Source organism: Streptomyces sp. P17 (genome assembly GCF_032436805.1).
Lineage (GTDB): Bacteria > Actinomycetota > Actinomycetes > Streptomycetales > Streptomycetaceae > Streptomyces.
Window position 1 is genome coordinate 52,221 of record NZ_JAVRBF010000051.1, and the last position, 11,835, is coordinate 64,055.

At 73.0% G+C, this 11,835-nt stretch carries 10 protein-coding genes and 1 pseudogene; 5 read left to right on the top strand and 6 right to left on the bottom strand.

The features are described 5' to 3' along the window. Nucleotides 1-65: 65 nt before the first annotated feature. Complete coding sequence (locus RMT89_RS29095) at nt 66-2,342, bottom strand: LuxR C-terminal-related transcriptional regulator (RefSeq protein WP_315886751.1); 2,277 nt, start codon at nt 2,340-2,342, stop codon at nt 66-68. A gap of 92 nt (nt 2,343-2,434) precedes the next feature. Continuing rightward, complete coding sequence (locus RMT89_RS29100) at nt 2,435-2,965, bottom strand: hypothetical protein (protein WP_315886752.1); 531 nt, start codon at nt 2,963-2,965, stop codon at nt 2,435-2,437. A 211-nt stretch (nt 2,966-3,176) separates the two neighbouring features. On the opposite strand from RMT89_RS29100, the gene RMT89_RS29105 reads away from it, so the two are divergent. Further along, nucleotides 3,177-4,301: an aminopeptidase P family protein gene (locus RMT89_RS29105; protein ID WP_315886742.1), complete on the top strand. Its 1,125-nt coding sequence runs from the start codon at nt 3,177-3,179 to the stop codon at nt 4,299-4,301. A gap of 3 nt (nt 4,302-4,304) precedes the next feature. Here the strand turns inward: RMT89_RS29105 and RMT89_RS29110 are convergent, their stop codons facing one another. From RMT89_RS29110 to RMT89_RS29120, 3 genes are all read right to left on the bottom strand, one after another. After that, entirely contained in the window at nt 4,305-5,099 is a 795-nt protein-coding gene (locus tag RMT89_RS29110; RefSeq protein WP_315886743.1) for a carboxypeptidase regulatory-like domain-containing protein, read from the bottom strand. Nucleotides 5,100-5,196: 97 nt separating this feature from the next. Beyond that, nucleotides 5,197-6,843 (bottom strand): glycoside hydrolase family 13 protein, encoded by a 1,647-nt coding sequence (locus tag RMT89_RS29115; RefSeq protein ID WP_315886744.1) that lies wholly within the window; start codon nt 6,841-6,843, stop codon nt 5,197-5,199. 80 nt (nt 6,844-6,923) lie between these two features. Continuing rightward, nucleotides 6,924-7,673: a hypothetical protein gene (locus RMT89_RS29120; protein ID WP_315886745.1), complete on the bottom strand. Its 750-nt coding sequence runs from the start codon at nt 7,671-7,673 to the stop codon at nt 6,924-6,926. A 170-nt stretch (nt 7,674-7,843) separates the two neighbouring features. Here RMT89_RS29120 and RMT89_RS46090 point away from each other — a divergent pair. Both RMT89_RS46090 and RMT89_RS29125 read left to right on the top strand, forming a co-directional pair. Next, nucleotides 7,844-8,141 (top strand): annotated as a pseudogene (locus RMT89_RS46090) (His/Gly/Thr/Pro-type tRNA ligase C-terminal domain-containing protein); the annotation flags it as partial. Between the two features lie 39 nt (nt 8,142-8,180). After that, the gene (locus RMT89_RS29125; protein WP_315886746.1) at nt 8,181-9,143 is read left to right on the top strand and encodes a nucleoside hydrolase; all 963 of its coding nucleotides are present in this window, start codon (nt 8,181-8,183) and stop codon (nt 9,141-9,143) included. A gap of 199 nt (nt 9,144-9,342) precedes the next feature. On the opposite strand, the gene RMT89_RS29130 is transcribed toward RMT89_RS29125, so the two are convergent. Next, on the bottom strand, nt 9,343-10,284 hold the full coding sequence (locus RMT89_RS29130; RefSeq protein WP_315886747.1) for an LAETG motif-containing sortase-dependent surface protein: 942 nt from the start codon (nt 10,282-10,284) through the stop codon (nt 9,343-9,345). Between the two features lie 388 nt (nt 10,285-10,672). On the opposite strand from RMT89_RS29130, the gene RMT89_RS29135 reads away from it, so the two are divergent. Both RMT89_RS29135 and RMT89_RS29140 read left to right on the top strand, forming a co-directional pair. Then, nucleotides 10,673-11,002 carry a metalloregulator ArsR/SmtB family transcription factor gene (locus RMT89_RS29135; RefSeq protein ID WP_315886748.1) on the top strand — a complete coding sequence of 110 codons (330 nt, stop codon included), beginning with the start codon at nt 10,673-10,675 and terminating at the stop codon, nt 11,000-11,002. A gap of 127 nt (nt 11,003-11,129) precedes the next feature. Continuing rightward, nucleotides 11,130-11,717, top strand: coding sequence for an NAD(P)H-dependent oxidoreductase (locus RMT89_RS29140; RefSeq protein ID WP_399498496.1), 588 nt, complete (start codon nt 11,130-11,132; stop codon nt 11,715-11,717). Nucleotides 11,718-11,835: the final 118 nt, after the last annotated feature.

The following is an 11,835-nucleotide window of genomic DNA, read 5'->3' on the forward strand; positions in this document are numbered from 1 at the left end:
CCGCCGAGGGGTGCTCCGGCACGGATCGGGGAAGATCCGTACACCTAATCCGGCACGGCCGATACCTACGTACGCGCCGCCGGGATCTCCGTACGCGAGGTGATCCCCAGCTTGGCGAGGATGTGCTCGACGTGGGCGTCCACCGTGCGCTTGGAGATCACCAGGCGCTCGGCGATCTCCCGGTTGGACAGCCCCTCCGCCACCAGACCGGCCACTTCCCGCTCCCGCCGGGTCAGCACATCGGCGGGCTGGCGCGGCCGGACCACGGGTGACCGGTCCCGCTCACCCGCCGGCACATCCGCGTCCGCCCGTACGGCGTCCAGGATCTGGCGGCCCGACATCCTGGCCCCCGTCTCCCGCCAGCGCTCGAACTCCTCCGTGCCCAGCGCGGCCCGTACCTCGTCGCGGACCGTGTCCTGCTCCTCCAGCAGCCGGGGCAGCAGGGTCACCGGGTCGCCGCTGAGGCGGCGTGCGTGCTCGGCGAAGCCGAGCAGCCAGCAGGCGCGGACCGGACGCTCATGGCGGGCCGCGTGCCAGGCCAGGCCCATGCAGGCGAGCGCGGCCACCAGCACCTCGCCGATCTCGCCCGCGGCCTCCAGCGCCCGGCGCAGCGGGTCGAGGGACTCCTCGTACCGGCCGGTCAGCGCCAGCACCATCCCCTGCGCGGCCAGCGTGGAGCCGTACAACTGGCAGTCGCCCGTGCCCTCCAGGTACCCGAGGCCGGTCCGGCACAGCTCGACGGCGCCCTCGGTGTCGCCGAGTACCGCCCTCAGCAGGGCGCCCTCGTAGTGGACGACGCCGATGCCCATCAGGTCGCCCGTGGCGACGATCTTCGCGCGGGCGTCCTCGAACGCGGCCAGGCTGCCTTCCACATCGCCGCCCAGCGCCGACAGCGCGGTCACATAGGCCCCCGCGAACAGCTCGACCCGGCTCTCGCCGGAGCGCCGGGCCACCTCCAGGGCCTGCGGGAAGCGGTCCAGTGCCGTCTCCAGATCGCCCGTCCACACCCCGCTCTCGCCGGTCATGAACAGGCCCCAGGCCCGCTCGGGGCAGTCCTGCGGGGTGCGGTCGAGGCACTTGTCGATCCAGTAGCGGCCCTCGGACAGGGTGCCGGCCGCCCGCCAGTGCGGCACGAGCCGGGACGCCAGCCACAGGGCGTCCGCGGTCAGGTCCTCCGTGGCAAGGCCGTACTCCAGGGCGGCCCGGACGTCGGCGATGTTCTCGCGGATCGCGCGGTGCAGCCGGACCTGGGCGGGGCTCACGAACTCGTCCCAGAAACGGCCCGCGAGGTCGTCGTAGAAGGCGAAGTGGCGTCGGCGTACGGCGTCCGCCGCGGGCCCGAGCATGTCGGTGCCGTACTCGCGGATGGTGTCGAGCAGCCGGTAGCGGCCGCCGTCCTCGCCGATGCGCTGGACGACCGACTTGTCGACCAGACCGATCAGCGCCTCCACCACCTGCTCGGGCGGCAGTTCGGGGTCCGCGCAGACCCGCTCGGCGGTGGACAGTTCGAAGGAGCCGGCGAAGACCGACAGCCGCGCCCACAGCAACCGCTCCTGGGGCGTGCACAGTTCGTGGGACCAGTCGATGGCGGTGCGCAGGGTCTGGTGGCGGCTGAGCGCGGTGCGGCGGCCGCCGGTGAGGACCTCGAAGCGGCGGTCGAGGCGGGCCACCAGCTCCGCGAGCGGGACCGCGCGCAGCCGGACCGCGGCCAGTTCCAGGGCGAGCGGGATGCCGTCGAGGCGGTCCGCGAGGGCGAGGGTGCGCTCACGGTCGGCGGAGGTCAGGGCCGGGCCGCCGGTCACGGCGGCCGCGCGCTGCACGAACAGCTCGACGGCGTCTTCGCAGGGCAGCGGCGGGATCGGTACGCAGTGCTCGCCGGGCACGTCCAGCGGCTGCCGGCTGGTGGCGAGGACGCTCAGCTCCGGGGCCTCGCGCAGCAGGATGTCGCAGAGCATCGCGCAGGCGTCGACGAGGTGCTCGCAGGTGTCCAGGACTATCAACAGCCGCCGCTGCCGCAGATGTTCGACGACGGCGTCCAGCGGGCTCATCCCGGACTGCTCGGGCAGCTCCAGCACCCCGGCCAGGGTCGCCGGGATCAGCTCGGGGTCGTGCAGCGCGGACAGCTCCACCAGCCGCACCCCGTCGGCGAACCGTCCGCCGGCCGCCCCGGCCGCGCGTAACGCCGTACGGCTCTTGCCCACGCCGCCCGGGCCGACCAGCGTCACCAGCCGGGACCGGTCCAAGGTGCCCTGGATCAGGGCGAGTTCCTCGGTCCGGCCCACGAAGCTGGTGAGCTCCACCGGGAGTTGTCCGCCGCGCCGCTGCCCGAAGCCGAATCCCATGCCGCCCCCGTGTTCGTCCCCGTAGACGTCTGCCACTCGACAAAGGGTAGTCATGGGGATGCCGAGCGTGAGCGGTCCGGGGAAAACCGGGATCAGCGCTCCGTCGACGTGCCCGCCTTGGCGAACGGCTTGCCGGGAGCCGTGGCGAGGGCCCAGATCACGAAGAAGTCGATCGCGACCATGAGGACCGACCAGGCCGGGGAGTACGGCAGGAACAGGAAGTGGGCGACCATGTTCAGGGAGGCCAGGAAGATACCCGTCATCCGGGCCCACCACATGCCCTTGAGGATGCCCCAGCCCACGACCGCGGCCAGTGCGCCCAGGCACAGCAGGATCACGCCCCAGCCGGTGAGGCTGATCTCGTAGACGTACTCGGTGACGCGGTCGTACACATCGTCCGAGGCGAGCGCGGAGATGCCCTGGAGGATCGCGACGATGCCGTTGACCATCATCAGGACACCGGCGAAGACCAGTCCGCCGGTCCGCCAGGCGGTGTCGGGCGGGGGGCCTTGCCAGCCGGCGGTGCCGGGGGCCGGTCCGGCCGGGCGGTTCGTCTCGCCCCAGACCGGGGGCTGCTGCCCCTCCTCGGCGGTCGGCGGCTTCGCGTGCGGCTGCTGGGTCATGGGCACGTCCCGTTCCTTCGGGGCGGGCGGCACCCTGCGCACCGTCCGCCGGTGACGTCGTCGCCTCCACCCTCCGTGGGGCCACGGCCGCCCACCACGGGGGTGGGCCGAACGGGTGAGCACCCGAACGGCCGAGTCCGTCTGGGCGGCCTCCCCCGCCCACGCCTCCAATGGACAGGTCAGCGCACCCACACGGCGACGGGGTTGGACCATGAGCGAGGCACCCGCGGCCTTCACCGAGCAGGACCACGCGGACCGCATGGCCCGGGCCACCCGGGACGCCATCGCCGCCGGGCTCGCGGGGCTGCTGGTCACCCCGGGCCCGGACCTGACCTGGCTGTGCGGCTACCGTCCGACCGCCGTCACCGAACGGCTGACCCTCCTCGTCCTCACCCCCGAGTCCGAACCCCGGATGCTGGTACCGGCGCTGGAACGCCCCGACGCCGAGGCCTGCCCCGGCGCGGGCGCGCTGCGTCTTTCGGACTGGCGCGACGGACAGGACCCGTACGCGGCGGCGGCCGGACTGCTCCGCCCGCACGGCCGCTACGGCATCTCCGACGCGACCTGGGCCCTGCATCTGCTGGGCCTCCAGGAAGCCCTGCCGCTGACCACCTACCGCGCCCTGACCACCGTGCTGCCGATGCTCCGCGCGGTGAAGGACGACCACGAGGTGGCCCGCCTGGCGGCAGCGGGCGCGGCGGCGGACGCGGCGTACGAGGAGATCCTCTCCGTACGCTTCTCCGGCCGCCGTGAGCGGGACGTGGCCGACGACCTGGCCCGGCTGCTGCGCGGACACGGCCACTCCCAGGTCGACTTCACGGTGGTCGGCTCGGGCCCGAACGGCGCCGACCCGCACCACGAGGCGGGCGGCCGGGTCATCCGGCGTGGCGACATGGTCGTCCTCGACTTCGGCGGCCTCCTCGGCGGCTACGGCTCCGACACCACCCGCACGGTCCATGTCGGCCCGGCGACGGACGAGGAACGCCGGGTCCACGACATCGTGCGCACGGCCCAGCAGGCGGCCTTCGAAGCGGTGCGCCCCGGAGTGCCCTGCCAGGAGATCGACCGGATCGCCCGGACGGTCATCGAGGGCGCCGGGTACGGCGAGTACTTCGAGCACCGCACCGGTCACGGCATCGGCGTCACCACGCACGAGCCGCCGTACCTCGTCGAGGGGGAGGAGCTGCCGCTGGTGCCGGGAATGTGCTTCTCGATCGAGCCGGGGATCTATCTGCCGGGGCGGTTCGGGGTGCGGATCGAGGACATCGTGACGTGCACCGAGGACGGCGGCCGGCGGCTGAACAACACCTCGCGGGAGATGGCGTTCGTGGAGTGAGGGCTAGACGCCGTTGACACCGTCTCTGGGCGGCACCGGTGTGCCCGTGCTGTCGGCCGTGGTCGTGGGCTGTCCGTCGACCGTCACGGCGATCTGGTCGCTCATGGCCGCGACCCCGTTCAGCGTGGCCGTCGCCTGGAGCAGGCCCGGGCCAGGGGCGAGCGGGAGGGCCGGGACGCAGGACCAGCTTCCGTCGGCGGTGGCGGTCGTGGAGCAGACCTCGTTCTCCAGGGCGTCCCTGACGGTGATCTGCGAACCGGGATAGGCGGTGCCGGACGCCTCCGGGCGCGCGGTCAGCGGTACGCCCGACAGGGGCCGCAACAGCGTCGGCGCGGGCAGGCCGACGGTGACCGCGCAGGAGCCCCGGTCCTTCGGGGCGCCCTTCGCGTCCGTCAGCACCATCGCGCAGCCGGTGAGCCGGGTGCCGGGGACCGCGTCCGCGGGCACGGCCAGCACGAACGGGAAGGTACGGCCCCGCCACGGCTCGTCCGCCGAGGGGCCGGTGAAGGTGTACGTGCCGCTGCGGCCGCCGGAGGCGAGGGCACCGCGGTAGCCGCGGTCGTCGAGGGGCGTGCCCGTGACGACGGCCGGTGCGGGGGCCGTCAGCGTCAGCGCCGATCCGGCGCCGAGACCCGGCCCGGCGTACCCGGCGACCTGGACGATGCCTTCCCGGCCGGGCTCGATGGTGGCGGCGCCCCACAGCTCGCGCCCGCTCTGCGCCGCGGCCTGCCCCGGCGCCCCCGACAGCACGGCACCCGCGAGCACGAGCCCGGACACGGTCTTGCTGAACCTGCTCATGGTCGGCAGAGCTCCTCGGACGGAGGGCGGGACAACTGCCTGCGATTCTCCCGGCTACCACCGCCGCTGACGTGTCCGGTTCGGCCGTACGGACGTCTCAGGTGAGCCAGACGGTCGTATCGTTCCCCAGTCGCCCGTCCGTCTCCAACGGCGAGCTGCTGATGACGACTTCCCCCGCCGGAAGCGCCACGGGCTGCCCCGACAGATTGGCGACACACCGCCATCCGTCGGACCTGGCGAACTGGAGCACGCCGTCCGGGCCGTCCTCGGCCCAGGTCAGGGACTCCCCCTCCAGCAGCTTGCGCCGCAGCCGCAGCGCCCGCCGGTACAGCTCAAGGGTGGACCCCTCGACCCCGTCCTGAGCCTCGACGGAGCAGCCCGCGAACCACTCCGGCTGCGGCAGCCAGGCACCGGATCCACCGAAGCCGTACGAGGGTCCGCCGACGGTCCAGGGCAGCGGCACCCGGCATCCGTCCCGCCCCTTCCGCACCCGCCCGGTCTGCTCCCAGATCGGGTCCTGGAGGACCTCCACCGGCAGATCGGCGACCTCGGGAAGCCCGAGTTCCTCGCCCTGGTAGACGTACGAGGAGCCGGGCAGCGCGAGCATGAGGAGCGTGGCGGCACGGGCCCGCCGCAGCCCGGCGGCGCGGTCGATGCCCGGTGCGGTACCGCCGGACAGCAGCCAGGCGTTCTCGTCCGTCCCCGGCGGGAGCATCAGGCGGGAGGTGTGGCGGACGACGTCGTGGTTGGACAGGACCCAGGTGGCGGAGGCGTCGGCGGCATGGGCCTGGGCGAGGGAGTCGCCGATGACGCGCTTGAGTTCCCGGGGGTCCCAAGCGGCCTGCAGATACTCGAAGTTGAAGGCCTGGCCGAGTTCGTCCGGGCGGGCGTAGAGGACGCGTCGGGCGCCGGGGACCCAGGCCTCGGCGACGGCCATGCGGGGCGGGGAGTAGGAGTCGAGGATCTTGCGCCAGTCGCGGTAGATCTCGTGGACCTCGTCGCGGTCGTAGCAGGGGTGGCTGCCGGGGGCCATCCCGGACAGGGCCGCTTCCCCGCTCAGCTCCGGATCGCCGAGGTCGCGCAGGGGCTCGGTGAGGTCCTTGGCGAGGGCGTGGGCGACATCGACGCGGAAGCCGTCGACGCCACGGTCGGCCCAGAAGCGCAGGGTGGTGCGGAAGTCGGCGCGGACCTCGTCGTGGGCCCAGTTCAGGTCGGGCTGCTGGGGCGCGAACAGGTGCAGGTACCACTGCCCGTCCGGCACCCGTTGCCAGGCGCTGCCGCCGAAGACGGACTGCCAGTCGGTGGGCGGGAGTTCACCGTGCGCGCCGCGGCCGTCACGGAAGACGTACCGCTGCCGGGCGGCCGATCCCGGCCCCGCGGCGAGCGCCTCCCGGAACCAGACATGCTGGTGGGAGGTGTGGTTGGGCACGATGTCGACCATGACCTTCAGGCCGAGCCGATGGGCCTCCGCGACCATGGCGTCGAAGTCGTCGAGGGTGCCGAGGCGTGGGTCGACGTCGCGGTGGTCGGCGACGTCGTAGCCGCCGTCGGCGAGTTCGGAGGGGTAGAAGGGGCTGAGCCAGAGGGCGTCGACGCCGAGGGCGGCGAGATGGGTGAGCCGTTCGGTGACACCCCGGACGTCCCCGAACCCATCACCGTCGGCGTCGGCGAAGCTGCGCGGATAGACCTGGTAGACGACGGCCTGGCGCCACCAGTCGGGGTCGCGGGACGAGAGGTCGGGCACGCGGTCTCCTTTGCGGTGCGGAACAGAGCGGCAACCAGAACTCTGTCCAGATCGAGCGCCGCCTATTGCCGCGATGCGCGTCAGACCTCCACGCGCCCGAGCCTCCGCACCTCCGCCAGCCGCTGTGCCCCGCGTTCCGTCGCCGCCCGGGTCGCTTCGGCCGGTACGTCGCCGAGGCCGCCGTTGGTGAGGACGATCGCGTCGTCACCGGCGCGGACCGCGGCCACGTCCAGCGTGAGGGTGGTTGCGTCGGTGGTGGTCAGGGTGATGCGCAGGCCCTGGCGTGCGTCGCCCACCTTTGGCAGTTCGGTCTCGGTGACCTCGGCGTACTCCGGCGCCCCGGTCGCGGTCACCGCCCTGAACTCGCCGCACTTCTTCGGCAGTGAGCTCAGCCAGGACAGGGTGCGGTCCTCCTTGGGCGGATGCGCCACGACCTGGTAGCGGATCTGGGCCCCGTCCCAGTCGTCGTCCAGGCCGGTCACCGCGCGCGTGCGGGCGTCGGGGCCGAAGAACTCCTCGGTGTAGAGGACGTCCAGCAGCCGTCGGCAGTCGGCCTTCTCGGTGCTCGCCTTGAGCAGTCCGTCCCGCCAGGTGGCGGCGCCCTGGGTCGCCGACCAGGGTTCGCCGAGGTCCGCCTCGGTGATCAGGGCCGCCCGGGCCTGCGCCTCGGTGAGGGCGGGAGCGGACGCCGGGGCGGCGGTGGTCGCCGACGCGGTGGGGGAGGCGGAGGCGGAGGGCTTGGCGGTGGTGTCCGATCCGTCGGCGCCGCAGGCGGTCGCGGTCAGCAGGGCGCCCAGGACGAGGGCTGGGGCGGTGAGAACGCGGGGCATCGTGTGGCCTCCTGGGGCGCGCCATGATCGAAGCGGGTGCTTTCAAGGCACCACCGCGCGGGGCTGTCCACCAGTGCGCCGGTCCGTCCGGGTGAGCGGGCACGTCGTACGGCCGGGAAAACCGTTCGCCCGCCGCGGCCGCCCGCGCTACAGCCGCCCCATGCAGGGCGCTGCTGCCGGTGGCGGACGCGCAGCTGGAACAGGCGGCCGAGGTCGTACGGCGGGCTCGGGCGGGCGGGCTGCGGGCCGGGCTGTCGGGTCCCGGTGACGGACCCTCGGTGCCCGGATCCGGGCGGCCCGGCTCGTGCCGTTCAAGGCGGTGATCGGCGACCGGGAGGCCGACGGCGACTGGCGGCCGTACGGCTGCGGGACGGCCGCCGGCCAGGGGCGGTGCCCGTGGCGGAGGTGCTGCGCCGCGTCGACGCGTGTGTGCGGGCTCGCGGGGCCGAACTGTGGGCCGCCGCGTAAGGTCGGTGGGGTAGCGACTGTCGAGGGCAGGGAGTCCCCGTGACCGGTCAGCCCATTCCGGTGCTCATCGACTGCGACACCGGCGTCGACGACGCCCTGGCCCTGCTGTTCGCCGTACGGCATCCGGGTCTCGATGTACGGGCGGTGACCTGCGTGGCCGGGAACACCGATGTCGAGGGCGTCGTACGCAACACGCTGACGGTGCTGGAGCACGCCGGGGCCGGGGACATCCCGGTCGCGCGGGGCGCCGAGCGCCCGCTGATCGAGCCGGTGCGCACCGCGAGCCATGTCCACGGGCAGGACGGGATGGGCGACCTGGGGCTGCCCGCGCCGACCCGGCGCCCGGTGGACGTGGACGCGGTGACGCTGCTGCGCCGCGAGATCCTTGCCGCGCCGAGTCCGGTGACGCTGATCCCGACCGCGCCGCTGACGAACATCGCGCTGTTGCTCCGTACGCACCCCGAGGTGGTCCGGAACATCGAGCGGATCGTGTTCATGGGCGGGGCGGTGGCGACGGGGAACGCCACGCCGGTCGCGGAGTTCAACGTGTGGCACGACCCGGAGGCCGCGGCGGTCCTGCTGACCGCCGGGGTGCCGATCACGATGTACGGTCTGGACGTGTTCCAGCGGGTGCTGGTCCCGGCGGCCGATGTGCAGCGGCTGCGGGCGAGTTCCGAGCCGCGGCTGCGCCTGGCCGGCGAACTCCTCGCCCACCGCGACCCGGCCACCTCCGGCGACCCCACCCCCGCCGGCGGGCTCGGTGACGCGGGGGCGGTCTGCGCGGTGGTCGACCCGGGCGGTATCAGCACCGAACTCCTGCCGGTGGAAGTCTCGTTGGCCCCGGGCCCGACCCGCGGCCAGACGATCGTGGACCGGCGGCCGCGGCCCGGGGAGGCGGAGATCCACCACGGTGAGCGTGAACAGCGGTTGGTGGACGTGGCGTTGGACGTCGATGTCGAGCGGTACGTGAAGCTGTGGCTGTCGGCGGTGGAGGGCGTCTAGGCCCGTACTTCGCAGGTCGCCGAAAAGGTTCTCCGCATCGGCCTCACGGCGTCCGATCTCGACCGGGCCGGACCGAGACGGCCATCGCTGCTGCGGTTCCGACCGGCGAGCGATCAGCTACGACCGCTTGGTCTTCACGATCGGGTGACCTGCGAAGTATGGGTCTAGGGCCGGCTGCCCCGGACGCCCCCCGGTTGCCCTAGGCGCGTGACGAGCGGCGCCTGCGCGTCGCCACCACGATCGCGCCGCCGCACGCGAGGAGGACGGCCGCGCCGATGGTGATCGGCAGGGTGCTGCTGTCCGCGCCGGTCTCCGCGAGGTCACCGTCGCCGCCGTCGGGGGAGGGCGCGGCGGCGGGGGGCGTGGTGGTGGCGGGGGTCGGAGTCGGGGCGGACTCGGAGGGGGGCTCGGAGGGGGGCTCCGTGGCCGGGGTCTCCTCGGCCGGGGGCTCGCTCGCCGGCGTGGACTCCTCCGGCGTGGAGGGGCTCGCCGGAGGCGTGGTCTCCGGAGTCTCCGGCGCCGTGGTGCAGTTCTTCGTCCCGCCGTTCCAGGCCGCGATCAGCTTGTCCTTGATGACCGGACGGTCCGGGCCCTTGGGCACGTCCCCGTGGACGAAGCCGTCGTCGGCGTCGAGTTCGCCGTCGAACTTCACCGCGCCGCGGTAGAGGTCGATCTGCGCGAAGCAGCCCGCGTCGGGCACCGCGATGTCGAGGGAGTCGGTCTGGCCGGGCTTGACCGTGACCGTGTCGAAGTCGACGAAGATCTGCTCGCCGGAGGTGGCGAACGTCGGGCCGTGGGCGAGGTAGGAGGCCAGGGAGGCGGTGCAGGTGGCGGCGTCGCCTGCGGTGCGGACCCGGATGTGGACCTTGCCGTCGTCGGTCGGCTTGAGGTTCTGGTCGTCGACCTTGACGGAGTCGTAGAAGTTCGTGCCGTCCAGCGAGAACTGGCAGCGGTCGGTGGCGGTTTCCGTACCCGCCCCGGTACCGGGCTGGTACTGGCCCCCCGACTTCCAGCCGTCGCCCCCCGGTGTGCCGTGGGCGAAGGCACCGGAGGCTGCGGCGACACTGGCCGCGCACAGGGCGAGCGACGCGGCGCCCGTCCCCAGCAGGCGGCGCGCGATGACACGTCTCGCTATGGACATGCGGTTCCCCATCTTGAGGTGAGCAGAACCCGGATGACGGCAGGCGGGCAGCGCGCATCGACGGCGGGGCCGTGCCGTGCCGGGGTGGTGGGCGAAGAAACACTGGGCTCATCGGTCGTATGTGCCACAGCGCGAGGCCCATGGTGGTGGCGCCGCTGATCCCTGTCAACCTGCGGGAATGCAGGTTGAATTCATGCCTCCACACCAAACCGCCACACAGGGAATCTTCTGCTCCGCAAGCTCGTGCGGCCCCGGCCCCTCAGTCATCCGCCGCCGGCCCCGCCCGGACCACCGCCTGGTCCCCGTGCGGCCGGCGGCGGCCGATCAGCGATGACTCCCATCGAGATATCGTGGTACGTCGAATCACAGCGACCTCGATGGTGGCCCCATGCACGCGACCGACCCCGACCCCGACGACCTCGTCGGCGTCTTCAAGGCGCTCGGCAACCCCGTCCGGCTCCAGATCATGCGCTGGCTCAGGGACCCCGAGGAGCACTTCGCCGCGTACGAGCCGATCGCCGACCGTCAGGTGGTCGGGGTGTGCGTCAGCCATATCCAGGCGAAGTCGGGGCTCGCGCAGTCGACCGTCTCGGGGTACATGGCAACCCTTGAGCGCGCGGGTCTCGTACGGTCCACCCGCGTGGGCAAGTGGACGCACTACCGGCGTGACGAGGGGCGGCTGAAGCAGCTCGCCGGGGTCATCGACCGCGCCTTCTGAACCATCACACCGCAATCACATCGACACATCGCGATACTGCGATATGATCTGGGCATGCTGACGACCACCCGGCACGCCCCTCATCGTCCACGCCCACCCCGAGCCCGGCTCCTTCAGCACCGCCCAGATGCGCACCGCCGCCGAGGCGCTGAAGGACTCCGGGTACTCCGTCGACGTGATCGACCTGTACGCCCACGACTGGTCCCCGGTGCTCGGCCGGCCGGAGTTCGAGCCGGTCGAGGGGCTGTTCAAGCCGCAGGCCGAGCAGATGCGCGCGGCCAGGGACGGCACGCTCCCTGTCGACGTGAAGACGCATCTCGGCCCGCTCCTCGCCGCCGATCTGCTGGTCCTGTCGTTTCCGCTCTGGTGGTTCTCGATGCCCGCCATCCTCAAGGGCTGGATCGACAGGGTGTTCGTGATGGGGGAGGTCTTCGGCGGCGGCCTCGGCCTGTTCGACCGCGCCGCCCTCAGCGGGAAGCGGGCCCGGCTCCTGCTGACCACCGGCGGCTCGGCCGACGCCTTCCGCGCCGAGGGCGGCGAGTTCGGACCGATGGACGACTTCCTGTTCCACATCCACCGCGGAATGCTGGAGTTCGTCGGCTACGAGGTCGTCCCCCCGGTGGTCACCCACGGCCCGGCCCGCATGAGCGACGAGGAGCGCGGCGCGGCACTGGACGCGGTGCGGGACGCCTTCGCCGGTCTCGGCGTCGGCTAGCTCCCCCGCGGGAACCGCAGCCGGTGCTCCACCACGTCCCCCGCGGCGCGGCACTGGACGCGGTGCGGGACGCCTTCGCCGGTCTCGGCGTCGGCTAGCTCCCCCGCGGGAACCGCAG